The organism is Eubacterium sp. AF15-50, assembly GCF_934835595.1.
In the GTDB taxonomy this organism is placed as follows: Bacteria; Bacillota; Clostridia; order Lachnospirales; family Lachnospiraceae; genus Eubacterium_G; species Eubacterium_G segne.
Genome location: NZ_CAKVZL010000002.1, coordinates 1 through 25,791, shown reverse-complemented (window position 1 = coordinate 25,791; position 25,791 = coordinate 1). Strand labels below are relative to the sequence as shown.

The 25,791-nt window shown below is 34.7% G+C and carries 26 protein-coding genes and 1 pseudogene; all 27 read right to left on the bottom strand.

From position 1 onward, the window contains the following. Positions 1-347: 347 nt before the first annotated feature. Positions 348-788: a hypothetical protein gene (locus Q5O73_RS00545; RefSeq protein ID WP_021953701.1), complete on the bottom strand. Its 441-nt coding sequence runs from the start codon at positions 786-788 to the stop codon at positions 348-350. Positions 789-1,004: 216 nt separating this feature from the next. Then, on the bottom strand, positions 1,005-1,844 hold the full coding sequence (locus tag Q5O73_RS00540; RefSeq protein ID WP_302668797.1) for a hypothetical protein: 840 nt from the start codon (positions 1,842-1,844) through the stop codon (positions 1,005-1,007). Continuing rightward, entirely contained in the window at positions 1,845-2,567 is a 723-nt protein-coding gene (locus Q5O73_RS00535) for a hypothetical protein (RefSeq protein WP_021953698.1), read from the bottom strand. 2 nt (positions 2,568-2,569) lie between these two features. Continuing rightward, positions 2,570-3,088, bottom strand: coding sequence for an RNA polymerase sigma factor (locus Q5O73_RS00530; RefSeq protein ID WP_021953697.1), 519 nt, complete (start codon positions 3,086-3,088; stop codon positions 2,570-2,572). 721 nt (positions 3,089-3,809) lie between these two features. Next, positions 3,810-4,472 (bottom strand): methionine ABC transporter permease, encoded by a 663-nt coding sequence (locus tag Q5O73_RS00525; protein ID WP_302668796.1) that lies wholly within the window; start codon positions 4,470-4,472, stop codon positions 3,810-3,812. After that, a complete protein-coding gene (locus Q5O73_RS00520) occupies positions 4,462-5,250 on the bottom strand; it encodes a methionine ABC transporter ATP-binding protein (RefSeq protein ID WP_368076724.1) in 789 nt (262 codons plus the stop codon). The genes Q5O73_RS00525 and Q5O73_RS00520 overlap by 11 nt, the downstream gene beginning before the upstream one ends. A gap of 62 nt (positions 5,251-5,312) precedes the next feature. Beyond that, positions 5,313-6,146 (bottom strand): MetQ/NlpA family ABC transporter substrate-binding protein, encoded by an 834-nt coding sequence (locus Q5O73_RS00515; RefSeq protein ID WP_021953694.1) that lies wholly within the window; start codon positions 6,144-6,146, stop codon positions 5,313-5,315. A 402-nt stretch (positions 6,147-6,548) separates the two neighbouring features. Further along, positions 6,549-6,995 (bottom strand): Rrf2 family transcriptional regulator, encoded by a 447-nt coding sequence (locus Q5O73_RS00510; protein ID WP_021953693.1) that lies wholly within the window; start codon positions 6,993-6,995, stop codon positions 6,549-6,551. 156 nt (positions 6,996-7,151) lie between these two features. Next, positions 7,152-7,907, bottom strand: a complete 756-nt coding sequence (locus Q5O73_RS00505; protein WP_021953692.1) for a ThiF family adenylyltransferase — start codon at positions 7,905-7,907, stop codon at positions 7,152-7,154. 104 nt (positions 7,908-8,011) lie between these two features. Beyond that, a pseudogene (locus tag Q5O73_RS00500) lies at positions 8,012-8,083 on the bottom strand (hydrolase); the annotation flags it as partial. A gap of 248 nt (positions 8,084-8,331) precedes the next feature. Next, positions 8,332-10,794, bottom strand: coding sequence for a glycoside hydrolase family 64 protein (locus Q5O73_RS00495; protein WP_302668795.1), 2,463 nt, complete (start codon positions 10,792-10,794; stop codon positions 8,332-8,334). A 229-nt stretch (positions 10,795-11,023) separates the two neighbouring features. Further along, entirely contained in the window at positions 11,024-11,587 is a 564-nt protein-coding gene (locus Q5O73_RS00490; RefSeq protein ID WP_118589144.1) for a TetR/AcrR family transcriptional regulator, read from the bottom strand. Between the two features lie 61 nt (positions 11,588-11,648). Next, entirely contained in the window at positions 11,649-12,707 is a 1,059-nt protein-coding gene (locus tag Q5O73_RS00485) for a nitronate monooxygenase family protein (protein ID WP_186839781.1), read from the bottom strand. Positions 12,708-12,715: 8 nt separating this feature from the next. After that, positions 12,716-14,389, bottom strand: coding sequence for an acetyl-CoA carboxylase carboxyltransferase subunit alpha (locus tag Q5O73_RS00480; RefSeq protein ID WP_302668794.1), 1,674 nt, complete (start codon positions 14,387-14,389; stop codon positions 12,716-12,718). Positions 14,390-14,445: 56 nt separating this feature from the next. Continuing rightward, positions 14,446-15,795, bottom strand: coding sequence for an acetyl-CoA carboxylase biotin carboxylase subunit (locus tag Q5O73_RS00475; RefSeq protein ID WP_302668793.1), 1,350 nt, complete (start codon positions 15,793-15,795; stop codon positions 14,446-14,448). A gap of 19 nt (positions 15,796-15,814) precedes the next feature. Then, entirely contained in the window at positions 15,815-16,237 is a 423-nt protein-coding gene (gene fabZ, locus Q5O73_RS00470) for a 3-hydroxyacyl-ACP dehydratase FabZ (protein WP_021953686.1), read from the bottom strand. 4 nt (positions 16,238-16,241) lie between these two features. Beyond that, complete coding sequence (accB, locus tag Q5O73_RS00465; protein ID WP_118589147.1) at positions 16,242-16,685, bottom strand: acetyl-CoA carboxylase biotin carboxyl carrier protein; 444 nt, start codon at positions 16,683-16,685, stop codon at positions 16,242-16,244. Positions 16,686-16,688: 3 nt separating this feature from the next. Continuing rightward, positions 16,689-17,927 (bottom strand): beta-ketoacyl-ACP synthase II, encoded by a 1,239-nt coding sequence (gene fabF, locus Q5O73_RS00460; protein WP_021953684.1) that lies wholly within the window; start codon positions 17,925-17,927, stop codon positions 16,689-16,691. Positions 17,928-17,941: 14 nt separating this feature from the next. After that, complete coding sequence (fabG, locus tag Q5O73_RS00455) at positions 17,942-18,679, bottom strand: 3-oxoacyl-[acyl-carrier-protein] reductase (RefSeq protein ID WP_118589149.1); 738 nt, start codon at positions 18,677-18,679, stop codon at positions 17,942-17,944. Between the two features lie 23 nt (positions 18,680-18,702). Then, positions 18,703-19,617, bottom strand: a complete 915-nt coding sequence (fabD, locus tag Q5O73_RS00450) for an ACP S-malonyltransferase (protein WP_302668792.1) — start codon at positions 19,615-19,617, stop codon at positions 18,703-18,705. Next, the gene (gene fabK, locus Q5O73_RS00445; RefSeq protein ID WP_243053042.1) at positions 19,610-20,551 is read right to left on the bottom strand and encodes an enoyl-[acyl-carrier-protein] reductase FabK; all 942 of its coding nucleotides are present in this window, start codon (positions 20,549-20,551) and stop codon (positions 19,610-19,612) included. The genes fabD and fabK overlap by 8 nt, the downstream gene beginning before the upstream one ends. A 13-nt stretch (positions 20,552-20,564) precedes the next feature. After that, entirely contained in the window at positions 20,565-20,789 is a 225-nt protein-coding gene (acpP, locus tag Q5O73_RS00440; RefSeq protein WP_021953680.1) for an acyl carrier protein, read from the bottom strand. Between the two features lie 58 nt (positions 20,790-20,847). Next, positions 20,848-21,849, bottom strand: a complete 1,002-nt coding sequence (locus Q5O73_RS00435) for a 3-oxoacyl-ACP synthase III family protein (protein ID WP_302668791.1) — start codon at positions 21,847-21,849, stop codon at positions 20,848-20,850. A 351-nt stretch (positions 21,850-22,200) separates the two neighbouring features. After that, positions 22,201-22,719, bottom strand: coding sequence for a hypothetical protein (locus tag Q5O73_RS00430; protein ID WP_021953678.1), 519 nt, complete (start codon positions 22,717-22,719; stop codon positions 22,201-22,203). Positions 22,720-22,743: 24 nt separating this feature from the next. Beyond that, a complete protein-coding gene (locus Q5O73_RS00425; protein WP_302668790.1) occupies positions 22,744-23,313 on the bottom strand; it encodes an amidase domain-containing protein in 570 nt (189 codons plus the stop codon). Positions 23,314-23,481: 168 nt separating this feature from the next. Continuing rightward, the gene (locus Q5O73_RS00420) at positions 23,482-24,297 is read right to left on the bottom strand and encodes a hypothetical protein (protein ID WP_186839785.1); all 816 of its coding nucleotides are present in this window, start codon (positions 24,295-24,297) and stop codon (positions 23,482-23,484) included. Positions 24,298-24,574: 277 nt separating this feature from the next. Further along, a complete protein-coding gene (locus Q5O73_RS00415; RefSeq protein WP_021953675.1) occupies positions 24,575-25,567 on the bottom strand; it encodes a YafY family protein in 993 nt (330 codons plus the stop codon). Positions 25,568-25,791 lie beyond the last annotated feature (224 nt).

The following is a 25,791-nucleotide window of genomic DNA, read 5'->3' as shown; positions in this document are numbered from 1 at the left end:
TAACACCAGTAATGCTCCCTGTTTTGGGGTAAATCTGAAAAAGAACAGGAACATTATAAGCATTACAATAAACACCAAGGCTCCCAATTCCAAAGACATGGAAAATATATTTACCGCAATATCTGCTGCCAGTACCAGCACCAGCATACCCCATGTTAAAAATGCTGAAACTACGGATATTATAATTATAACCGGCCACATGTTAATAATATTCATATAACCTATGTTGCTTTTTATAACCATCAATGAAACAAGAACTGCCAGGAATTTTACAATTGGTCTCATAACAACTTCATGTTCTGCATAAAAGTTCTTTAATTTTTCCTTTAATTCAATTAAACCTGTCATTATTCTTCCTCATCTCCTTCTTCTTCCAATTCATCTATAATGGCATCATATTCTAATTCCTGTATTCTATGTAAGGTCTTCAAATCACCATTATATTCTTTAAGGTTCTTTCTGATTTTTCTGAATTTATGTGAAAAAAATGCATAACTAAAAATCATATATACAACTACGGTAATTATATAAAGCAAAACAATAACCACCACAAATACCGTAAAACTTCCTGTTGTAGTCATACTGGCAAAAACCCTGTCAGATTTATACATAAACCACAAAATCAGACAAAGCAGATATCCTACTGTAGCGCAAATAAAAGAACTTAACATTTTTAAAAGCATATAATCACTTTTGAAATACTTGCCTGTGCTGATTTCTTTTTTTTGATTTTTCTGCTCATATAATGACAGTTTTGTCATTAGTATAATCTTTTCATTATTAAGCATATAAATCTCCTAATCATCTAAAAAAGATAGTGGGCATAGAACCCCATAATTATTATGTATTTTATCATAACCTATACATACGTGCAAGCACGGACTCCATTTTCCTCCTTTATACTTTTTCCTGTGACTTCACAGAAAAACTCCCAAAAAACATTTCAGTCTGCTTTTTTAGTAAACCAAAATATTTTTCAGGAGTGTATATAATACTATTTTTCATTATCTGTTTTCTTTTTTATACCTTTTAGCCCCAGACCTGTAAATACTTTTGAAATGATTTCCATTTCCATCATATGTAACTATATCTACACGCATTCTGTATAATCCGGATTTTTTTAGTTTGAATTTCTTATTTGCATAAGCAATATTACTTTTTTTAACTTCACAATATTTTCTGTATTTTTTCCATTTTCCATGACTTTTTCTTAGTATGACAATTCTTATTTTGGTCTTTTTAGTAGTTGCATAGTCATTTTCCGAAAAAACAACAGCTGTTACATTTCCCCTTTTGCTAATACTAAAATCGGTATTTAGTAAAATGTTGCTGATGCTATTTTTTCCATTTATACTTACGGTATTTGATACATTGGCATCTATCATTTCCTGTCGCTTATTTTCTATTTTAAACTTTATATATTTTTTAAGCTCTTTCTTCCTATGTAAACACGTAATTTCTATTCTATATTCGCCGCTATCTAAATAATTCCCTTCAATATTATAAACGTCGTTAATCAAAATGCTGTCAAATTCTCTTTTTCCCGGTTTCACTTTAATATTTCTATGGGTTTTAGTGGAATCTTTTGCCGCAAGTTCTTTCCACTTATTGTTGTCTTTTTTCTGAATGTCAACCTTTTTTACAACAATGGATTGGTTTGAAGCATTTCTTATGGCATAAACCGGCTCTTTTATTTTTTCATCTATTTTTATATTTTTCAGCTGCACATACACTTTAGCCTTATTTTCTCCTGCATATGCCGGGGTGACTAATAATATAGAAGTAACTACAATTACTGCCATTGCTAAAAACAATTTATTTGTTATTCCTGCATTTTTTCCCATTTACCGGTCCTCCAGATTTTCTATTATATTAATTGCAGTTTCCTCATTTGCATCACTGCCCTGTATGTTTACTATATGATAGTAAGCGTTGTCTGTAAAGTATGCAGTAATTCTATTTTCTTCATATATAAATGTTACTTCTTTTGCTCCTACTACCTTTTCCTTTGTTCCACCCTTTGCAATTTTTAAATTAGCGCCGGTGCTTATCGGACTTTCGGTGTAAGTTATGGTTCCATTATCTGATGTAAAACTTTGAACAAATAATTCTTCCGAATTATAATTATCCCTTAGTGCATAGCCCTTTGGAGCATTTTTTATTTGATATTTAATTCCGTCAGATGCAGTGTTTGAATTATCTGATGGTCGGGTTTGATTTTCACTTTTATTTTCAAAACTTATATTTATCATGTCTGTGGTATTATCCACAATTTTGTTCCACAAATTAACGTTAAAGGCATTAATGGCAAAAACATTTACTACAATAAAGCATAGAATAACTGCTGCTATGGAAGTTGCGTATCTTACACATACCTCTGCCCACCGTTTTCCATTAAATTTCTTTTCCGCTTTAATGAGATGAGACATTTTTCTCTCAAATCTTCCTGAAAAATTGTGTGCTTCCACTATGTCCGGCATTTTCTGCATAAATGTTTCATTGTACATAAATAATGCTTCTTTTAAAGCATCCTGATTTAATTTTTTTGTACTATTTCCATTAGACACCACTATAAATCCTCCTCTAAAATTTCAGAAAGCTTCTTTCTTCCGCACATTAACTGCTGTCTTACATTAGTTTCAGTTAATCCGGTTATTTCAGCAATTTCTTTTCCTGAATACCCCAACACATATTTTAAGGTAAGCAGAGATGAAAATTTATATGGAAGCTGCTCTATGGCATTTTTTACTTCATTAACAAGATTTTCGCTGTTGTGCTTTTTTATGTTTGTTAAATCCACATCAAAATCTTCATCTCTTTTTTTCTTTTTATCGTATATTTTCATGGCTTCACGTTTTGTTATAATTGCTACAAAATTTTTTGTTTCCGTAGAAGCAATATCTTTAACCTTGTCCATATTTTTGGCTATTCTAAAGAAAGCCTCCTGAACTGCATCTTCTGAATCTCTATCCTGATGCAATACCTGATAAGCTATGTAATACATTAAGTTCCTGTATCTGTAATACAGTTCTTCAAATCTGTTTTTTTCTTCCTGTTTGTCTATTAGTGATAAATATAGCGCTACCATCTTATCCTCCAAAGCATCTTAGCTTCTGTATTAGTAATCTGCGAATTTTTGAAAATGTTATATAGATTTTTGAAATTTATATGGAGATTATATCATAGATGGAGGGTAGGGGGGGGAGGATGGATTGTGCAGAAAGATTATTACGGAATATTATTGATGCAGCGATAATCTGTATGTGAATGATTAATTGTGCAGGGGAATTCCAAATAGAATGGTGCCTTCGGGTGGGAAATTGTGCTTCCTAATCCGTGAATTTACTTATTTTACATGATTTTTTTGTTATATTTTTAATTTTAATATACCTACGTTCTCTGGAGCTTCTCTCAAGCCTGTGAATCTGCTTTTTTTACATGAATTATTTGATATATTTTCAATTTCAATGTACCTACGTTCTCTGGAGCTTCTCTCAAGCCTGTGAATCTGCTTTTTTTACATGAATTATTTGATCTATCTTCAATTTCAATGTACCCGCGTTCTCTGGAGCTTCTTTAGATTTGTATGAAGTTTAATATTTCTTTGTTGAAAAGTCAAAAATACCCGGATATGAATTATAAATCCATTTTCCGGGTATTTTGCCGAACATTTATTACCATCCAACCATAATATTTCCACATAAATTATTACAACAAATATTTCCATATAAAATAAATCACTACAACAAATGTTTCCACATAATTTACATCATAAAAAGTGTCCCCATATATTACATCATAAACTCTTCCTATGCTTTTCTCCTGTCTAACTTCTTAGACAAAAGCATTCCTACCCACTGCATTATTTGTACCAGCAATACAAGTATAACAATTGTTACAAGCATTATGTCTGTCTGGTATCTGTAGTATCCGTATCTTATGGCAATGTCACCTAAGCCACCGCCTCCTACTACACCTGCCATTGCGGAATATCCCAGAATTGTGCCAAGGGCTATGGTAACTCCCACCAAAAGGGATGTTCTCGCCTCTGCCAAAAGAACTTTCCATATTATAGTGAAAGTTCCGGCACCCATACTCTGGGCTGCTTCAATCACTCCACCGTTTACTTCCTTGAGAGAAGATTCCACCATTCTGGCAATAAAAGGTGCTGCTGCTATTACCAAAGGTACAACAGTAGCTGTGGAGCCATATGTTTTTCCCACAATGGCTCTTGTTATAGGAATAACTAAAATTAATAAAATAAGAAACGGAATACTTCTTAATATATTCACAATTATATCTAATATCTTATATATAAAAGCATTTGGCTTTATGCCGTCTTTGTCAGTAACTGCTAATATGACACCTAAAGGAAGTCCTAATACATATCCGAAAAAAGTGGATGCCAGTGTCATATATAAAGTATCTCTCACGCCTTCTAAAAGCATTGTTATTGTTGTGTTATCCCACATATTCATCCAACTCCTTCTGACTTAAATTAACACCTCCACCAATTAACACAAGTTTTTTTGCTATATTGTTTTTAGGATTTTCAAATAATTCCTTTACAGTTTCAATTTCCACTGCTTCTCCATTTTCCATTACTGCAACGTTGTTGCAAATATCCTTTACCACACTCATGGAATGAGTAATTATAACTATGGTAATGTTTCTTTCCCTGTTGATTTTCTTTAATAAATCCAAAATAGATTTTGTAGTCTGAGGGTCTAAGGCACTTGTTGCCTCGTCGCAAAGAAGTATTTCCGGGTTGTTAGAAAGCACTCTTGCTATGGCAACTCTCTGCTGCTGTCCACCTGACAACTGTGCAGGATATGCCTTTGCCTTATCCTCCAATCCCACTGTTTTCAGCAGTTCGTACGCCCTTTTCCTTGCCTCACTTTTCTTAACTCCGGCTATTTCCATTGGAAAACAGACATTGTCTAAAACATTTCTCTGCATAAGTAAATTAAAATGCTGAAAAATCATGCCGATATTTTGTCTTGCCTTTCTCAACTCCTTGTTAGGAAGCTTTGTCAAATCTTTTCCATCTACGAGAACTCTTCCGGAAGTTGGTCTTTCAAGGAGATTCAGGCATCTTACTAATGTACTTTTTCCTGCTCCGGATAATCCGATTATTCCAAAGATATCTCCCTTTCCCACTTCAAAGCTTACATTTTTTACAGCCTCAACATTTCCGCTTTTTGCATTAAATGTCTTGTTTAAATTTTCTACCTTTATTATTGGTGTCATAATTTTCTCCTAATTTAAGCACCTAAAGGGAGCCTCGGCTCCCTTGGTTAATATTGTATTTTTTATTCAAAAGGAACAACGGCTCCGTTAAATTTTTCATTAATAAACTTCTTTATTTCATCTGATTTAAGAACTGAAATAAGTGCCTTAATTCCTTCATTATTTTCATTGCCTTCCTTTACCGCAATTACATTTACATATGTTTTTGCAGCTTCTGAATCAGACTTTTCATATGCAATTGAATCTTTTTCAACTGAATATCCTGCTTCAAGGGCATAATTTCCATTTAATACTACAAATGCCACTTCGTCTTTTACTCTTGATACCTGAGCAGCCTCTAATTCCTGAATTTTAATGTTCTTGGGATTTTCTGCAATATCCTTAACTGTTGCCTCTAATCCGGCACCATCTTTTAACTTAATAATTCCATTATCCTGTAATAGCAATAATGCTCTTGCCTCATTTGTTGTATCATTTGGAACTGCTATTGTGTCCCCTTCCTTTAATTCGTCAAGCTTCTTTTCTGTTCCCGGATAAATTCCAAATGGTTCGTAGTGGATTCCTCCGGCATTAACAAGATGTGTTCCTTTTTCTTTGTTAAAGTTTTCTAAGTAAGGTATGTGCTGGAAATAGTTTGCATCAAATTCACCACTTTCAACAACATTGTTTGGCTGAACATAATCATCAAATACCTTAATTTCCAAATCCCAGCCCTGCTTCTTAAGCAATGTTTTTGCTTCTTCTAAAATAATTGCATGAGGTGTAGCTGATGCTGCCACTTTTATGGTTTTGCCCGCTGCTTCCTTTGTTCCTGACTCCTTATCAGATGAACCGCAGGCTGTTAATGTTCCAATTGCTAATACTAATGCTAATAATAAATATGTTACTTTTTTCATAATGAATACCTCTTTCTTTCTTAAAATTAATCTATGTAAAATAGTACCTGTGTACTAATTGCTTTCCATGTAACTTTCCCCAATTGTTATTCCGGCATTTTTAAACTCCTTAAACATGAAAAATGGGAAGCACTCACCGAATGCTTCCCAGATATTACTCATATATTTATTTGCTTAAGGTCTAAAAATCCGACGCACACAAACAAGGCATGACGTAATATCTGCGAAAGCAGCACATCATACAGCACATGTATGTATCTTTTACAAGTCTTACTATTGTATGCATCTTTTTTCCTCCTTATATTTATCGTAATTCCTATATATTTAATAGGTTTTGTTTCATGTGTGGTATCTTATCATCTATTTCCTACGGTGTCAATAGAAAATTTATATTTTTTGAAATTAAATATAATACATCTGGTCATCAGTAGCATTATATTCTAAATAATCCTTTTCTAAATCAGCCAACGTAATATTAAGAAGTACATTGTCTAGCTGATCATTGATTATGTCAATAACTGACTCCTTAATTATTCTGTCAGCAACCCTTTCCTCTTCTTCATTTCCTGTAACATCATCCTCAATTCTATATGTTCCATCTAATGCCTCAATAATTTCTCCCACTGCTATTTTTTCGGCAGGCTTGTTTAACAGATAACCTCCCTGAGCCCCCTTAATGCTTTTTACTATTCCGTATCTTCTAAGTCCGGCAAATACCTGCTCTAAATACTGTGGTGATATATCATTACGCTCAGCAATACTGCTTAAAGACACATGACCACTTTTTGAATTAATTGACAGGTCTATTAATGCAGTAATACCATATCTGCTTTTTTTTGATAGCTTCATAATTTAGTTCCTCTTTTTATACAATTCCTATATGTTTAATAGGTTATAAATATTTTATTACTGATTCATATTTTTGTCAACTAATTTATTAAAAGAAAAAGTTATCCCAACCCTTAGGTCGAAATAACTTTTTACTGTCCTATTGCTATTTATTACTTACATTCCTGTCAAATCTTTTATGACTTCGCCTGCTATTATTAGCCCCACTACAGATGGAACAAAAGCATTACTTCCCGGCACCTGTCTTCTCTGGGTGCACTTTCTGGCAGTTTCCGGAGGACATATGCAATTGCTTTTACAGCTTATTGCCATATCCTCTATAGGTGTCATGGCTTTTTCCTTTGAATACACCACTTTTAACTTTTTAATGCCACGTTTTTTTAATTCTCTTCTCATTACCTTAGCTAAAGGGCATACTGATGTTTTGTAAATATCTGCCACCTCAAAGGCTGTAGGGTCCATTTTGTTTCCTGCACCCATGGAGCTTATTATAGGCACATTGCAGGTATTTGCCTGCATTACAAGCTGTATTTTTCCTGTTACCGTATCTATGGCGTCCACCACATAATCATAAGATGAAAAATCAAATTGTTCCGCTGTATCCGGCATATAAAATGTCTTATATATATTTACCTTTGCATCAGGATTTATGTCCAATATTCTATCCCTTGCAACATCTACCTTATACTTACCTACAGTGCTTCTTGTAGCAATTATCTGTCTGTTGATATTAGTAAGACACACCTTATCATCATCAATTAAATCAAGTGTTCCCACTCCGCTTCTGGCTAATGCCTCAACTGTATATCCACCTACACCACCTATTCCAAACACTGCTACTCTGGCATTCTTAAGGTACTCCATTTTCTCTTTTCCTAATAATAATTCTGTCCTTGAAAACTGGTTTAACATTTATTCCTCCATGGCCTTAATTATATCCTGCTCATATGAACGCACGGTAAGTTCATATCCGTGGCATACCACTTCATTATACCCTCAACTGTAAGTGCATACTAAATGTGAAATGGTTCCTTATTGTATTTTTTCAACAACTCCAATGCATCTTTCCTTGAAATATGTTCTCTCATTTCAGTTCTCCCTATCCTATTTGACTAATAGGATTTTACTCCTATGTGTCATCAATTGTCAACAGAAACTATTTTAGCCTGCAATAATCCTGCAATAATCGAAAATAATGAATTTAACCACCTTTTCAAAGCTTGACTGCATTCATCTTAATAAGCTTTCGTCTCACAAAAAAGAGACTGTTTCCACCGTTTATTACGGTTTTAACAGTCTCCATATTTGGATCATTTAAGTATTTTATTTTTATAAATTACCACTTCAAATCAATAACAAGGGCATCTGCGCTGTCATACTGAAGTAATGTACTTTGATCATTTACATCGTCGTAACAGAAACCATATGCCAATCCTACTACTGAATTTTCATGGAAGAATCCTGCATAATAGTTATTTATTGAATTCTTGTAATATTTATTTGGCTTATACCAATTAGAAGGCTCTGTTGCCACACCTCTGTTAAAGGCTGCACAAAGCTGTGCTTCAATGGCTAATTCTACTGAATTACCCCTGGCAAATGCACCTTTTCCTTCTAACACATCCTGAGTTGATGGCTTATCTACCACATAAACAGTGCTGTCACCATCTCTTCTAAACTGAATCTGATTTCCTACAACACGTCCTCTAAAGGAACCTGCCTCGCTACTAAATACTAAATCTTCATTTGTGTACTTAGCCCAGAATTCATTAATATATCCGTCGAAGTAATTAGCATATGCCTGACCTGAATTTAATGCTGCCTTACATGGTGCCATAATACGTTTGTCATTTACACAATACTTATATGCTTCCGGTGCATTCTGTAAGAACTTAGCAAATATTCCATCTCTTGTACCAATATCACCAACTACCTTATCATATGTTTCATACTGTGTATGACCAATAAGTCTTGTAATCATTGGGAAGCTGAAATAATCAACTCTTGTTGTATTACCCCAATAATACTTACCATCAATTGTAAATTCAGCAAATTCAAATAATGTATTAGCATTAGGATCTGATGCATTATTTAAATCCGGACCTGCAAAACCAATAGTTCCATCAGAAGCCTGATTGAAAGTGATGTAAATAGGCTTTTCATAGCTTAAATACATTCTTCCTGACTTAATAGATGGTACATATACATGGTCTGCTTCTTCTAATGTATAGCATACATCTGCAACCATTCTGTCCCCTACCTTAACGTTGTTCATTCCCATATTAGCAGGGATAAGATTTCCGTTTTTATCCATATAGCAAAGCTGATGTGCAGCATTATATCCTAATAAACACCAATATATCTGTCTGTTTGAATACTTGCCATTAGTCTTATTGTTAAGCTGCATTAAAATTTTATCATCCCTAAGTGATAAATCACTTCTAAGCTGTGGTTTTAATTCCGGTGGACATGTTTCCGGCTCGGTCTCCTTTTCACCAATTCCCTTAACTGCAATTGTCATTTCAAGTCTCTTAGATTCTCTTGTTCCTACTACTGTAGTAATTGCTACCGTATGGGTTCCTTCAAAATAAACCGGCATTGTTATTGACTGTGCCTTAACACCTGTACGCCTGCGTTCACCATCAACATAAACATTGTAGCAGTTTACGGTTCCCTGTCCCCAAACCACATTAACAGCACCATCGTATGGAGAACTTACTACCATTCCAAATGGCATTGCTATTGAATCATCTGTTGTAAAACCTATTGAAGATGTTTCCTGCTGAGTAGGCGCCTGAGTCGGTGCTACTGTCGGAGCCTGGGTTGGTGCTACCGTAACAGGTTCTGAACTACCACCAACTGTAACAGTTGCTGTCACTCTTTCAGATTCACTGCTTCCTACTACTGTGGCTACTGCCACTGTATATGTACCCTGCGCGTATCCCTGATAATCATATGATGCACACGATACTTCTTTTGAAACTAATACTCCATTAATATATACATTATATAAATCTATGTCACCACGTCCCCAAACTATATTTATGGTTCCGTTAGAAGGTGAACTTGCCACTAATCCAAATGGCATTGCTATTGACTTATCAGTTGTATAATCACCTGTAGCCGGCTTAGTTGTCGTTGCTTCAGTAGCCTTAACTGTAGTTTCCTCTGCTGTACCTGGTTTAACTATAGTTGAAGAACCTTTGAAATCCTTCTTAACATATGAAGAATCTACAAATGACAAAATATTGTTATACAGATAGTCATGCTTTGCTGCATTTCCCATTAACTGATTCTGATATAAAACATCAGCTATCTGATAAACGGATTTTGATACAATCTCTCCATATGCATAAGTTCCATCTTTTAACTTTGCATATGGTCTTACGCTAATCTGATTTTTAAAGAAATCAACATTCTTAACAAATTCCATTGTCATTACATATGTTTGTGCACTTTTCATTTCACTATAGCATATGTTATTCTTTCCTTCTGCTGTAGCTGAATACGAGTATACTGTGTTATTTGTGCTTCCTACCACCATATCACTTTCACTCACATATTTTGTAAGTCCGTACACAAGACCTACCTCTTCCACTTTGTCTGAAGGGTCAGAAACAGAATACAATGTTCTAAACGCCTCCATGGATGTGTTAATCTGGTAGCCGTTAATTTCCAAACCAACACTGTCATCTGCTTTTACATTGGCAGAAAATCCCACAACCTGCCCAATCATAAAAACAAACATGATTGCCGACAAAACATACTTTCCCATTTTTGAAAATAGTTGCTTTTTCATAAAACTTCTCCTTTATAAATTATTGTATAATCCCTCCTATAATTTCGGATAAATTATAACGATCATGTAAAGAAACAATTCTTTACATCTTACATTCAGTTTCTCTAATTGAATTGTTTTTATCAAGGTATAATATTTACAAAAACGGGTTCATTTTTTACTTATAGCTAATATTTTTTATATTTTATCACTTTTTTTGTGCATTATTTACAATTACATAATATAAATTCTATTTTTTCAAATAAATCTTTTCCTTGGGTAAAAAGCTTACTGCGGTCTCCGCCATTTCTTCAGGAGTTTCCTGCATACCCTTTTGTACCCAATTTTCCAAAACTGATATACAACCAAAAATAATATAGTACCTGTAATATTCAAATTGTTTTAACGATTTATCCTGAAATTCGTCTTTCCATCTCAGCATATATTTTTCATGTAGGTTATTTCCTATTTTTTCCTGACCACTAATGTTGTTTATGGGAAAACTTAGCAATTTGCCCTTTTGTGGGTTATTATAAAAATAATTAAACAGTCTGTTGAAAAAACCGTAGGCATCTCCTCCTTCTGTTTCTAAAACAATTTCTTCCACATCATAGGTGATTTCATTTTGAAGAGTTTCTAACATTTCCACAGGACTTTTATAATATTGATAAAATGTTGCTCTTGTAATATCCGCCTTTTTTGCCAATTCACTGACCGTTATATTTTCAACACTTTTTTCTTTCAGAATAGAAATAAGAGCATCTACAATTAACTTTTTAGTTCTTATAATTCGTCTGTCTTTTTTTTCTTCCATAAATTACCTCACAACAACCTATGTTATAAAAAATTTTTCCCCCTTTGTCAACTTTACCATCTTAAAACAACTCATCAATTACATTTTTTACAGTGCTAATATCCTTCTGAATGTATGCTTTCGCCCCACAAAATAAAAGTGCATTTTCAATATCACCCTTTGCTGCTGCGATAAGTCTCTCAGTAATACAATAATCAATTTCTTTAGGATTACAATTTTTCAAGCATCTAAGACATTTTGATGGTGGAAATTTTTCACCCTTTATAACTTTCTCCATAAATGAATTCATTATCGCCCTTCCCGGCATTCCCACAGGACTTTTGACTATAGTAATATCTTCCTTATTTGAACTGACATATGCGTTTTTATAACGTATATCCCCATCGCATTCTACCGTAGTAACAAATTTTGAAGCTACTTGTATTCCGTCCATTTCTAAATCAAAAGCATGTTGTACATCATCTTTGCTCTCAATCCCCCCAGCTAAAATTAATGGTATATGTTCTCCATATAAATTTTCATATTCCATGACTACTCTTTTAATTTTTTTAACTTCATCGTCAAAATTTAAGTTGCTATTGTATTTTATAATTTCATCTTTTGAAAATCCCAGATGTCCTCCCGCCTTTGGTCCTTCTATGACAATAAAGTCAGCCGTTCTTCCATAATATTTGTGCCAATATTTTAAAATAACTTTTACTGCCTTTTCTCCCGACACAATCGGGGCAATTTTCACATTACTTTCCCCTATATATTCCGGTAATTTAACCGGCAGTCCGGCTCCCGAAATAATGACATCGGCTCCCGCCTTTACCGCTTCCATGACCTGCTCCTTATAATGGTTAAGTGCCACCATTATATTAAATCCTATTATTCCACCATGAGCTATTTCTCTTGCTTTTTTCATTTCGCTGTTTATTGCCCTTAAATTTGCCTGCAAAGTATTACTATAAAAATCCGGTTCTCTGTATCCTATCTGTGCTGTGGAAATAACACCTATTCCACCGCATTTTGCCACTGTTCCTGCCAGAGACGAAAGAGATATTCCCACCCCCATTCCTCCCTGTATTAATGGAATCCTTGCTGTTAAATCTCCTATTTTTAATGTTTTTACTTTCATTGTTACTCCTACATTCTTCTAAATCTGTCATATCTTTTTTCCACAAGTTCTAAGGCATTTAATGACTCATATCTGCTAAAGAATCCCTGTATTTCTTCATCTATATTTTTTATGGTTTCTTCCATATTTTCAACAGAATAGTGCTCCGGTTCGTCAATTATTTTTTCTATTATATTTAATTGTAATAAATCAAAAGACGTAAGTTTCATTAGTCCTGCAACTTCTTCCGGCTTCTTCGTTCCCCTAAACAATATACTTGCGTATCCCTCAGGGGATAAAATAGAATATACCGAATTTTTCAGCATCCACACCTCATCTGCCACAGCCAGCGCCAATGCACCTCCACTTCCCCCTTCTCCAATTACAATGGACAAAACAGGCACCTTTAAGTCTGACATTTCAAAAAGATTATTAGCTATTGCCTCGCCCTGCCCCCGCATTTCCGCTTCCACACCACAAAAAGCCCCTGCCGTGTCCACAAAGCAAATTATTGGTCTTTTAAATTTTTCTGCCTGTTTCATAAGTCGTATGGATTTTCTATATCCTTCCGGATTTGCCATTCCAAAGTTATGCTTTAAGCTATCCTTTGTATTATGCCCCTTTGTATTGGCAATTACTGTTACCGGCTTTCCATGAAAATATCCTATTCCACCTACAATTGCCCTGTCATCTCCAAAATATCTGTCACCGTGAAATTCCATAAAATCATCAATTAACCCATTTATATAATCTAAACCTGTAGGTCTCATCTTATCCCTTGCCTTAACAACTCTTTCCCATGGAGTAAGCTTGTCCCTGACTGCATTATCTGTTTTTGTTTGGCTTACATAATTTGCATTTTTGTCACTTTCATAATGCATCTTTATAATATAAGAAAGGGTATTTTTTAACTTATCTCTCTCAACAATTGCGTCAATAAATCCATGTTCTAATAAAAACTCTGAGCTTTGAAAACCTTTTGGAAGTTTCTGACCGATAGTCTGCTCTATTACTCTTTGGCCTGCAAATCCAATAAGAGCGTTAGGTTCTGCTAAAATAATATCTCCCAGCATGGCAAAGCTTGCAGTAACACCTCCTGTTGTAGGATCTGTCAGTAAAGAAATATACAGATTTCCACTGTTTCTATATTTTTTTAATGCTGCCGAGGTCTTTGCCATTTGCATAAGAGAAACTATTCCCTCCTGCATTCTGGCACCACCTGAACAGGCAACTATTATTAGGGGAAGATTTTCCCTTTGGGCTTTTTCTATTGTTTTCGTAATTTTTTCCCCTACTATGCTTCCCATACTTGCCATCATAAAACGTCCGTCCATAATTGCTATGGCTGCCGGACTCCCCTTTACCGAAATTTTCCCTGTTATAACAGCCTCGTCAGTTTTAGTTTTTTCCCTTGTGTCAGTCCATTTTTTCATATAGGCTGCATCTTTTAAAGGATTTACAAAATCACTATTGCAAAACCATTCTTCAAAAGACTTTTTATCGGCTATAATTTTCAATCGGTTTCTTGCATTTAATCTGAAATATCCACCACACTTAGGGCATACATAACTATTTCTTTTTACATCATCAGCCAATACCGGTGATTTACAGCTTTTACATTTTACATATAATCCCTTTGGCACATCCGCCTTACTTTCTCTTATTTTTATGTCCGATTTTTTTATAAGATTTTTTATTATCATTTTTGTTTCCTATTTCTACCTATATAATATCAGGGCAAATTTCTTTGCCCCCTTCATCAACCTTTATTCCAATTAAAATGTTCAAGAAAATTTATATCAAAATTTCCTGAAATATAATCTTTGTTATTAATAATGTCATATGCATAGTCAATATTAGTGTGAACCCCCTCAATTACCACTTCCCCTAATGCACTTTTCATTTTCTTTATTGCCTCATTCCTGTCTTTTCCATGCACAATAAGTTTTGCCAACATTGAGTCATAGTATGGCGGAACTGTATATCCTGAAAATGCTGCTGAATCTGTTCTTATTCCGTTTCCTCCCGGAAAATGAAGAGCAACTATGATGCCGGGACTTGGCATAAAATTCTTTTCAGGAATTTCTGCATTTATTCTGCATTCTATGGCATGTCCCGTTAATTTTATATCATTTTGTTTTAACTTAAGTTTCTCTCCCTGGGCAATCAATATTTGTTCCTTTACTATATCAATTCCGGTAATGCTTTCAGTTATTGGATGTTCTACCTGAATCCTTGTATTCATTTCCATAAAATAATATTTTCCGGTTTTATCCAACAAAAATTCTACTGTTCCGGCATTTTTATATCCCGCTGCCTTAGCTGCCCTTACTGCCATTTTCCCCATTTCTTTTCTTTGATCTTCACTTAAAACAACAGATGGTGCTTCCTCAATTATCTTTTGGTGGTGACGTTGGATGGAACAGTCTCTTTCCCCTAAATGAATGACATTGCCATAATTATCTGCAAGAATCTGAAACTCTATATGTCTTGGATTTTCTATAAACTTTTCCATATACATGGTATCATCCCCAAAGGATGCCATGCTTTCCTTACAGGCAGCCAAGAATCCCGATTTTAATTCATCCTTATTATAAGCAACTCTTATGCCTTTTCCTCCCCCTCCTGATGCCGCTTTTACTATTACAGGATAACCTGTTTTTTCTGCTTCCTGTAATGCATGATTTAAATCCTTTATCTCATTATTAGTCCCCGGTACTACAGGAATTTTAGCATTAATCATAGTTTGCCTTGCAGCAACCTTATTTCCCATTTTTTCAATTACAGTGTAATCAGGGCCAATATATGTTATATTGCATTGTTTACATAACTTTGCGAACTGGGGATTTTCAGATAAAAATCCAAATCCCGGATGTATGGCATCTGCCCCATGAGTAACCGCAGCACTAATAATACTTTCCATATTAAGATAACTGTCTTCAGAGGATGCTCCTCCAATACACACTGCTTCATCTGCCAACTGTGTATGTAGTGCTTCTTTATCTGCAACTGAGTAAACAGCCACCGTTTCTATTTCCATTTCACGACAGACTCTTATGATTCTTACTGCTATTTCTCCCCTATTAGCAATCAGCATTTTTTTAATCAATTTAAATCACCTCTAAAATCTACCCAACCATAAAGGTTAGTTCTCCTTTTGCCACTATTTCTCCGTCAACTGTTGCCACGGCACTTCCAATTCCTATGGGACCCTTAGAAGATATTATTTTAGTTTCTAATCTAAGCTTATCTCCCGGTTTTACCATTTTCTTAAATCGGAATTTATTTATCCCACCAAAAAACGCCGTTTTCCCCTTAAATTCCTTTTTACTTAAAATTGCCACTGCCCCTACCTGGGCTAATGCTTCAACTATAAGAACTCCCGGCATAACCGGCTGATTAGGGAAATGTCCCTTAAAGAAATCTTCTCTAAAGGTCACACACTTATATCCTACTGCAAATTCTCCCGGCTTAAAGTCCTCAATATAATCTATCAGTAAGAAAGGGTGCCTATGGGGGATTATTTCTTCAATTTCCTTTATTCCTAACATATTTTCACTCCTCTATAATAAACAATGACTGGGCGTACTCCACTGCCTCACCGTTTTTTACACAGATTTTCTTAAGTGTTCCGCTACAATCAGCCTCAATTTCATTCATTAATTTCATTGCCTCAACTATAGCCACTATCTGTCCTTTTTCTATCTTGTCCCCCACACTTACAAAGGGTTCCTCATTTTCCCCCGGTGCTAAATATACAGTTCCTACCAGTGGGGAAATTATCTCTTTTTCATTTATATTTTCTTCTTTATTATCCATGTTAATATCTGCTATGTCAGTTTTTGTAATATTCTTTTCAGTAGAAATATTTTCTGAAACATTATTTCCACCGGAGTTTTTTGATATGTAAACTCTTGTATTATTTTCCTCATATTCAAATGTATCAATGTCTGCCTGCGACACTTCTCTTATAAGATTTTTAATATCATCTATTCCCATTTTCTAATCCTCAATAAATTTTTTAATAATTAAACTGGCATTGTGTCCTCCAAAGCCAAGGGAGTTAGTCATTGCCACATTTACCTCTGTGTACTCACCCTTTCCTGCCATATAATTCAAATCACACTCTTCATCAGGATTTTTAAGTCCCACTGTCTGATGAATGTAATTATCCTCTATGCTTTTAACGCAGGTAATAAATTCAACACCTCCTGCTGCCCCCAGCAAATGACCTATCATAGACTTGGTAGAATTGATTTTCACATTATATGCAGCATCCTTTAATGCTAATTTAATTGCCCTTGTTTCAAATAAATCGTTATGATGAGTGCTTGTTCCATGTGCATTTATATAATCAATCTCTTCAGGCTTTACTCCTGCCTCTTTCATTGCAAAAATCATTGCCATTGCAGCGCCACTTCCATCTTCTGCCGGAGATGTAACATGATATGCATCACAGGTTGCGCCATATCCCACTATTTCACAAAGGATTTTGGCTCCTCTTTCTTTTGCATGTTGTAATTCCTCTACAACCACCACTCCTGCTCCCTCTCCCATAACAAAACCACTTCTGTTTTTATCAAAGGGAATGGATGCCTTTGTTTTGTCTGTTTCTTTGGTAAGAGCCGTAAGTTTATTAAAACCTGCCAATCCAAGAGGTGTAATGGAACTTTCAGTACCACCGGCTATCATTACATCTGTCTCACCACATTGAATGCTTCGGTATGCCTCCCCAATCGAGTGGGTTCCTGTGGCACAAGCCGTTACAACATTAATACACTTTCCCTTTGCTCCTAAATCAATTGCAACATTTCCTGCTGCCATGTTAGATATCATCATTGGCACAAGCATAGGTTTTACCCTGTCATTTCCCTTAGTCATAAGTTTTTGGGCTTCTTCTTCCATATCACCTAGTCCTCCGATTCCGGAACCGATACTTACCCCTACTCTATAAGGGTCTTCTTCCGACATATTTAATTGTGCCTGATTTACAGCCTGATTTGCTGCACAAACAGCATATTGAGAAAAGGCAGACATTCTTTTTGCCTTTTTAAAGTCCATATGCTCTTTTGCCACAAAATTCTTAACTTCCCCTGCTAATTTAACCTCATATCGGGATGTATCAAATTTAGTAATATTGTCAATTCCAATTATGCCTTCTTTAATATTCTCCCAAAATTCCTCTACTGTATTTCCTATGGGGGTAATTGCCCCTAATCCTGTTACAACAACTCTTCTCATTTCTGCCTCCCATATTACATAATCATTCCACCGTCAAGATTTATAACCTGACCTGTTATATAACTACTTTTATCTGATGCTAAAAAAGCTGCCAATTCTGCCACATCCTGTGGCGTTCCAAATCTTTTAAGGGGAATTTGGGATAAAATATTTTCCTTTACCTTATCTCTTAATACATCTGTCATTTCTGTCATAATAAATCCCGGTGCAATGGCATTAACATTTATGTTTCTTTTGGCAAGTTCCTTTGCAACTGATTTGGTAAGTCCTATAATTCCCGCCTTTGAAGCTGCATAATTAGCCTGTCCCGGATTTCCTGCCACTCCTGATATGGAAGATATATTTATAATTTTTCCATATCTGTTTTTAATCATTGATTTAGACACAAATTTAATACAGTTGAAAGTTCCTTTAAGATTAGTATTAATTACACTGTCAAAATCCTCTTCACTCATGGAAAGTATGAGGCCATCTTTATTTATTCCGGCATTATTTACAAGAATATCTATTTTCCCAAACCTTTCTACGATATCTCCAATAAATTTCTCACATTCCTTAAAGGATGCCACATTGCATTTTACAGCCTCAGCATTTCCACCTTTGTCCTTTATCTCCCTTACCACCTGTGCGGCCTTTTCCTCTGAGCCATTGTAATTTACAATTACATAAGCTTCTTCTGCCAGTTTCACAGCTATTTCTTTTCCTATTCCTCTTGATCCACCGGTTACAACAGCTATTTTTTTATTATCCATTTCTTCTTTTCCTTTTGATATTCCTATCTTAAATCATCTAATTTTTTTAAATCTTCAACTGTGGAAATATTAATGTGTCTGACTGTTTTATCTATCTTTCTAATAAAACCTCCAATTGTCCTTCCGGGACCAATTTCCACAAAAGTATCCACACCATTTTCAATCATACATCTTACACTTTGTTCCCACTTGACCGGGGAATATACCTGCTGTTTTAATAATTCCTTAGTGTATTTTATATCGTCCACATATTCTCCGGTTACATTGGAAACATATGGAATGCTAAGTTTGTTAAAAGTTACCTTTTCCAAGTCCCTGCCTAATTTTTCTCCTGCTTCTTTCAAATATGGAGAGTGAAATGGCCCTCTTACCTTTAACTTTACGCATCTTGCTCCTAATTTTTTTAAATCCGGAACAGAACTTTCTATGGCTTCCACACTTCCTGTTATTACAATTTGTCCCGGGCAGTTATAATTAGCCACTGATACGCCATCTTTTTCTCTTAAGACATTATCAATATCTTCTTTATCAAGTCCAAGAACTGCTGTCATGCCTCCAAAGCCCTCCGGCACGGCATTATTCACATATATGCCTCTTTTCCTTACCAGACTTATTGCCTCTTTCTCATTCATTCCCCCTGCTACACATATAGCCCCATACTCTCCAAGACTTAACCCTGCAGTAACATCCGGGAAAATTTCCCTTTTAATAACTTCTCCTGTTATTGCCAGATAGGTTGTAACTAATGCTGCCTGAGTATATTCTGTATTGTTTATTAAATCATTTTCCTCAAAGCATACCTTTTTTATGTCAAAATCAAGAATACTTTCTGCCTCATTGTATATTTGTTCAGCTTCTTTGCTTTCCTTATAAAAATCAGCTCCCATGCCGGGGTTCTGCACTCCCTGTCCCGGGTAAACAAACGCCATTTTACTCATAATTTTCTCCTAACATTTCTAGCAATTTACAGCCCTTTTCCACAGTGTCCTTTATGATATCTTCACAGCTTTTTTTCTCTTTAACAAGACCTGCTATCTGACCTGCCATTAAGCTTCCCTTTACTGCATCTCCTTCTACCACAGCCCTTCTAAGGCCCCCAAGGGTTAGCATTTCCAGTTCATTAAATTCTGCACCTTCTGCCTCTTTTTTTATGTATTCATTTGACATTTGATTTCTTAAGACCCTTACAGGATGTCCCGTAGTTCTTCCTGTTACCTTTGAATCAATATCTTTTGCCCTAATTATTTTGTTCTTATAATTTTCATGAACATTGGCTTCAATGGATGCCACAAAAACCGTTCCCATTTGAACGCCTTTAGCTCCAAGGATTATGGCTGCCATAAATCCTCTTTCATCTGCTATGCCTCCTGCTGCTATTACAGGTATGTTGACAGCATCTGCCACCTGTGGTACAAGACACATGGTTGTTATTTCCCCTATGTGTCCTCCTGCTTCACAGCCTTCGGCTACAACTGCATCAGCACCACATCTTTCCATCATTTTAGCCATTGCCACGCTGGCAACTACAGGAATTACCTTAATTCCACTGCTTTTCCACTGTTCCATGTACTTAGCCGGATTTCCTGCACCGGTAGTAACTACAGGCACCTTTTCCTCAATAATTACTTTTGCTATTTCATCTGCCTCAGGGTTCATTAACATAATATTTACACCAAAGGGCTTATCTGTTCTTTTTTTAACTTCTCTTATTTGCTCTCTGACCCAAACAGCCGGTGCACCGCCGGAACCTATAATTCCAAGCCCTCCGGCATTTGAAACGGCGGCAGCTAAATTAAAATCTGCCACCCATGCCATTCCACCCTGAATAATAGGATATTTAATTCCAAGTAATTTTGTAATTTCAGTAGTCATTTTCCACTCTTCCTTACTTGTTTTCATTAATGTAATTTACAATATCTTCTACTGTCTTAATTTTTTCCAGATTTTCTACAGGGATCTTTATGTCAAATTCATCCTCAAGTGCCATAACCATTTCAAATAAATCAAGGGAATCTGCATTTAAATCCTTTTCAAATGATGCATTAGGGGTTACTGCTTCCTCATCCACTCCTAACTGCTCAACAATTATTTCTCTGATTCTTTCAAACATTTCTTTTCTCCTAACAAAAAATTTATTTACAATCCGGATTTACCGGTAATTGCCTCTTTTAAAATTCTAAATAAGTTGCCCCATAAGATAAGCCGGCGCCAAATCCTGCCATTATAATTTTGTCTCCTGCCTTTATTTCATCTAAACCATTTAACTTATCTAGAAGCATTGGTATACAGGCCGAGGAAACATTGCCGTAATCCTCAATATTTAAAGGAATTTTTTTCAACGGAATTTTTGACCTTTTTGCTATGCCTTCTATTATTCTGCTATTTGCCTGATGCAAAAGATACTTATCAATTTCATCTTTATCCATATGGATTTTTTCAAGAAGCGCCTCTATACATTCCGGAACTTTTTTTACGGCGAACTTAAATATTTCACCGCCATCCATGTTTATGTATGTTTTGTGAACATCCTGAAAGGATATATCAAATTGCCCTTGATGATTTTTTCCCAAATTAGTTTTCCTTAATGCAAAGGGATTTTCCATTGTAAGGGCATCTCCATTTTTTCCATTAGAAAACATTACTGTTTCAAACATGGCATTTTCATCCTTTTTTATCACTACAGCTCCTGCTCCATCACCAAATAATATGCATGTTTTCCTGTCACTCCAGTCTGTAATTTTTGACAAGCTCTCCGCCCCGATTATCAAAGCGGTGTTTATTAATCCTGTATTTATAAATGTCTGGGAAATATTATATGCCGTTATAAATCCCGTACATGCAACATTTATGTCAAAGCAAAATGCATTTTTTGCATTTATCGCTTTTTGAACAAAACATGCCGTTGAAGGCAAAACAAGATTTGAAGAAACAGAGGATACAATAATCAAATCAATTTCATCAGGTAAAAGTCCACTGTTTTCCAATGCTTTTTCTGCAGCCTTAACTGCCATATCGGCTGTGGTTTCTTTATCACCTGATATATGTCTTGATTTCACACCTGTTCTTTCCCTTATCCATGTATCATCAGTGTCAAGATATTGTGCCAAATCCTTATTAGTTACTATTTCCTTTGGTACATAAGACCCGGTTCCAATTATTTTTCCAAACATTTTCTTCTCCTTGTCACAAATTAGTTGCTAGTATATCCGCACAAACCATCATCGTCAATACTTTAAAATGATGATTTACAAAGGGAAAAAATGTTGTTTAATATCATACATTTTCAAGGATTTTTGTATAATAATCCGGTAATTTATGTTTTTTAAGGCGGACTTTTTGAGGATGGAGTTATCTGATATTTTGCTTATCAAACCGGAACAACCCTTAATCTGTATCATCAAAAACTTTGATTACACAAAAAAAATCCATCTAAAGCACATAGATTTTATCTATATGCCTTAGACAGATTTTTTTCTATTAAAATATATATTATTACTATAATTTGTGTATTTTCAAAAAAACTAATTTATTTCACTATATACTTTCTCAATTTCATCATTAAACTGATTACTAAGTTCTTCATAATTGTAATCTTTCCTGTTCTCTGCCTCCTTTAATATTCCCTTATACTTATCTAATACAGGTGTTAATTTTTTAATTCTATACTCTGCATCCGGAATCTTATCCTTTGGCATTGAACCTTCCGACATCTCTCTTTCCATATCAGATATTGCAACTTCTATTGTTGAAATTCTTGCATTCAACTCTTCCTTATAATCAAATAGACCATATTCAATTTGCTTATTTCCTAATTCCTCTATAGTTTTATTATATTCTTTCGCGTCTTCATCACTAAGTCCCTTTTGGTCCAATATGTCTTGTGCCTTATTCTTCAGTGATTCAATCTCCTGTTTTTGTTCCTTTACTGTTATGGGCTTTTTATAGCCTTTTCTTATGTTTCCTTCTGCATTATTGTAAGTAAAAAACAATAACGAAGATACCAAACATACGCCTACCATACTAACTACTACTTTTTTCATAATATACCTCCTACCACTTTTCAATTATTTCTTCTTTCCCATATTATAATACACAACATACGAATAATTTGTTGTACTTATATAATCATGTAACATAATTCCTAACATATTACTAGTATGTTGAGCCATTAACAGTGTATCAAACCCTTTTGAACTCTTACCTTTATCATAACTAACCTGGGAGTGCTTAATTTCATCAGAAGAATAACCATACTGCACCACATCGCCGGGTTCAATCATTTTATAAATAAGTGATGCATATGCATTTTTCTGTTTATCATTTAAACTAGATATCTCTTTTCCTGCACATACAACGCGTTTAGACCAATATTTTTTAAAATATGTAGCATTTTCCCACGTTGCTGAATGTGGTCTCCAATATCTCACATCTTCATATGATGGTAACTTACTCGACCTTCTTTTACCACCTTGTTCAATACATTGAGACGCAAAATTCGTACAATCTAAATTTGATTTATAATACCCGGCTGTATTATAACCTTTTGCCCACATCTTAGCATAATATGCAGCACTTGACTTACTATAATTCTTATCTATCGTCGCTGCACCTACCGTATGCAAACTAACCAACATCAAGCAATTCACTACCCAAAATAATTTTACCGTTTTTCTCATATAAATTTACCCCGTTCATCATATTGTAATCACATTTATATTGTATCATTTTATTTTTTTGCTGTCAATATGTTTTCAGTTAATCGCCATTAATAATCACCTTAATAATCACCTAATAGACTTCTCCTATTTAACCATAAAGTCTATAACTTCCTTAACATCCTTTTCATCATCTATTGGCAACATTGATAACTCTGAAATATTCATATACTCTTCTTTGTCTATGTTATAATTTACAATCATATTCGTATATACATTTGTCCAATTAGATTCATCCCCTTCAATTTGAGGAGTCACCTCAAATTCAATTTTATCTCCTTTATGAATCCTGATTGGTAAATCAGATAAATTTCCAATCTGATTGTCATTAACATACACTTTTGTTTTATCTATATTAATCATTCCATTAGTACTCAGGGATTTAATTGTAATATCAGTAGTTGCCTTATATCCGTATGACAAAACCGTGTCAGTTCCACAAAAAGCTGTTGGATTTTTGTCAGATTGCAAATCTTTAGTATTATTATCTTCATCGTCTATAAAAGTATAACTGAGAGGTTCTTTAAATTTTATCTCCTCATCTTTACCATTGATGCATAACATAACACCATCAACATTAATAATATCATCTTTTTTCTTTTTACCAATATCCACTGTAACTATGTACGAGCAAAGGGAATAATCTCTGTATGCAAAAGTTTTAGCAAAATCTTCTACACTTATTTTCCCATCATAGTTTACTTCGTCTAATCCATCTCCACTCAATCCATTTACCTTTATTGCGGGTGTTTCACCACTATATATAAAATCAATACATATCCTTATTTCATTGCTACTACAAAAAACCATTTGGTTAGCCATTGTTGTATTATAAACCACGCTTACGCTACTCTCTTTTGAACAAGACGTTAACAAAAAGCAGCTTAACACCGCCAATAACATAATTTTTTTATATACATCTTTACCTCCTGCACCATTCTCGTCATGTATTTCCTATTTTACACTAATTATTCAGTTTAATTTTTTCCTGTTTTGTAAAATCTTTTTTATTCTAATAAATGCATTTTTGTTTGTCAAATATTTTTAACAATAATTTCCATATAAATATTTTTAATCTGCCATAGCCATCCCTGCTATTATATTCACACAAAAAATCCCCCTAAAGCACCTAGATTTAATCTACACGCTTTAGAAGGATTATTTCCTGTCATTAAATTATTTACACATTATATTGTTCACAAAGTCTTTTTATTTCCTCTTTAACATCATCCACCACATACTGTGGTGAAACAATGGTTGCCCCATCTCCTAATGCCATTATCCAATGAATAAACTGTTTACTTACTACCACATTAACATTTACATTAAAATGTTCATCTCCATCAGGCACTATAATTATGTCTTTGCCAAATCTGTCGATTATTACACCTGCTAATGCATTTTCGCAGTGGATTTTTACCCGTTCTTCCTTACCACTGTACATTCCAAAAACTTTTCTGGCATACACAGCCATATCGAATTCACTGAAGCACTCTTTTCCTTCACGTTTATCCTCAGTAATTTCTATATGCAACATTTTATCCACTCTGAAATGCTTAATTATTTTTTCAGTATCATCATATGCCACAAGGTAATAGTTTTCATCATCCCAGGATAATGCCCAAGGGCTTACCCTGTAATACTCGCCATTATGCCTTAATTCCATTTTCTTTTTAATATTCCACTGAAAATACTGAAATCTAATCTGCCTGTTTCCTGCAATCGCCGTATGTATATTGTCAACGTTATAATAAATACTCTCATTCATAGTCTTAACCCGCTTTGTCACATACACCTGACGTTGAAGCTTAGATGCCTCATATTTACTGGCAAGACCTTCTATTTTCTTAATGAGTTCATTGGACTTCTTTGTTGTAAGAAACTTTGCCGACTGAACAGAATCCACTAATAGTTTCAACTCCGCCAATTCAAACTGACGGTTTGCCACATTATAATAATAGGTTCTGTCCCTTTGTACTCCAACAATGTCCACTCCGTATTGTCTAAGACTCTCTAAATCATTATAAATGCTTTTTCTTTCTGCCGTAATGCCATAATCCTTTAATTTTAAAAGAATATCCGACATACTTATAGAATGAGTTTCATCTGTATTTTCCATTAGAATCTTAAACAAATACATTAGTTTAAGCTTCTGATTAGACCCCTTTGCCATATTCTACCTCCCGATTAAATCTGGTTATAGAATATCATGCATTGGTTATTATTTCCACTGTTTTTTAGTTTGCAAGTACAACATCCGGTACTTTCCTTTTTATCTGCTGTGTAATAATTCTTCTATTTCTTCCTTTGTTGGCATTACACACAATGCTCCTTTTCTTGTGGTAATTATAGAAGCTGCCGCATTTGCAAAATTAAGCATTTCCCGAAGGTTATGGG

Excerpts from the sequence above, each read along its gene's own strand:
- Q5O73_RS00545 (WP_021953701.1), bottom strand. The coding sequence starts at position 788 with ATGCTTAATAATGAAAAGATTATACTAATGACAAAACTGTCATTATAT.
- Q5O73_RS00540 (WP_302668797.1), bottom strand. The coding sequence starts at position 1,844 with ATGGGAAAAAATGCAGGAATAACAAATAAATTGTTTTTAGCAATGGCA.
- Q5O73_RS00530 (WP_021953697.1), bottom strand. The coding sequence starts at position 3,088 with ATGGTAGCGCTATATTTATCACTAATAGACAAACAGGAAGAAAAAAAC.
- Q5O73_RS00525 (WP_302668796.1), bottom strand. The coding sequence starts at position 4,472 with ATGTGGGATAACACAACAATAACAATGCTTTTAGAAGGCGTGAGAGAT.
- Q5O73_RS00520 (WP_368076724.1), bottom strand. The coding sequence starts at position 5,250 with ATGACACCAATAATAAAGGTAGAAAATTTAAACAAGACATTTAATGCA.
- Q5O73_RS00515 (WP_021953694.1), bottom strand. The coding sequence starts at position 6,146 with ATGAAAAAAGTAACATATTTATTATTAGCATTAGTATTAGCAATTGGA.
- Q5O73_RS00510 (WP_021953693.1), bottom strand. The coding sequence starts at position 6,995 with ATGAAGCTATCAAAAAAAAGCAGATATGGTATTACTGCATTAATAGAC.
- Q5O73_RS00505 (WP_021953692.1), bottom strand. The coding sequence starts at position 7,907 with ATGTTAAACCAGTTTTCAAGGACAGAATTATTATTAGGAAAAGAGAAA.
- Q5O73_RS00495 (WP_302668795.1), bottom strand. The coding sequence starts at position 10,794 with ATGAAAAAGCAACTATTTTCAAAAATGGGAAAGTATGTTTTGTCGGCA.
- Q5O73_RS00490 (WP_118589144.1), bottom strand. The coding sequence starts at position 11,587 with ATGGAAGAAAAAAAAGACAGACGAATTATAAGAACTAAAAAGTTAATT.
- Q5O73_RS00485 (WP_186839781.1), bottom strand. The coding sequence starts at position 12,707 with ATGAAAGTAAAAACATTAAAAATAGGAGATTTAACAGCAAGGATTCCA.
- Q5O73_RS00480 (WP_302668794.1), bottom strand. The coding sequence starts at position 14,389 with ATGATAATAAAAAATCTTATAAAAAAATCGGACATAAAAATAAGAGAA.
- fabZ (WP_021953686.1), bottom strand. The coding sequence starts at position 16,237 with ATGTTAGGAATAAAGGAAATTGAAGAAATAATCCCCCATAGGCACCCT.
- accB (WP_118589147.1), bottom strand. The coding sequence starts at position 16,685 with ATGGGAATAGATGATATTAAAAATCTTATAAGAGAAGTGTCGCAGGCA.
- fabF (WP_021953684.1), bottom strand. The coding sequence starts at position 17,927 with ATGAGAAGAGTTGTTGTAACAGGATTAGGGGCAATTACCCCCATAGGA.
- fabG (WP_118589149.1), bottom strand. The coding sequence starts at position 18,679 with ATGGATAATAAAAAAATAGCTGTTGTAACCGGTGGATCAAGAGGAATA.
- fabD (WP_302668792.1), bottom strand. The coding sequence starts at position 19,617 with ATGAGTAAAATGGCGTTTGTTTACCCGGGACAGGGAGTGCAGAACCCC.
- fabK (WP_243053042.1), bottom strand. The coding sequence starts at position 20,551 with ATGACTACTGAAATTACAAAATTACTTGGAATTAAATATCCTATTATT.
- acpP (WP_021953680.1), bottom strand. The coding sequence starts at position 20,789 with ATGTTTGAAAGAATCAGAGAAATAATTGTTGAGCAGTTAGGAGTGGAT.
- Q5O73_RS00435 (WP_302668791.1), bottom strand. The coding sequence starts at position 21,849 with ATGTTTGGAAAAATAATTGGAACCGGGTCTTATGTACCAAAGGAAATA.
- Q5O73_RS00430 (WP_021953678.1), bottom strand. The coding sequence starts at position 22,719 with ATGAAAAAAGTAGTAGTTAGTATGGTAGGCGTATGTTTGGTATCTTCG.
- Q5O73_RS00425 (WP_302668790.1), bottom strand. The coding sequence starts at position 23,313 with ATGTTGGTTAGTTTGCATACGGTAGGTGCAGCGACGATAGATAAGAAT.
- Q5O73_RS00420 (WP_186839785.1), bottom strand. The coding sequence starts at position 24,297 with ATGTTATTGGCGGTGTTAAGCTGCTTTTTGTTAACGTCTTGTTCAAAA.
- Q5O73_RS00415 (WP_021953675.1), bottom strand. The coding sequence starts at position 25,567 with ATGGCAAAGGGGTCTAATCAGAAGCTTAAACTAATGTATTTGTTTAAG.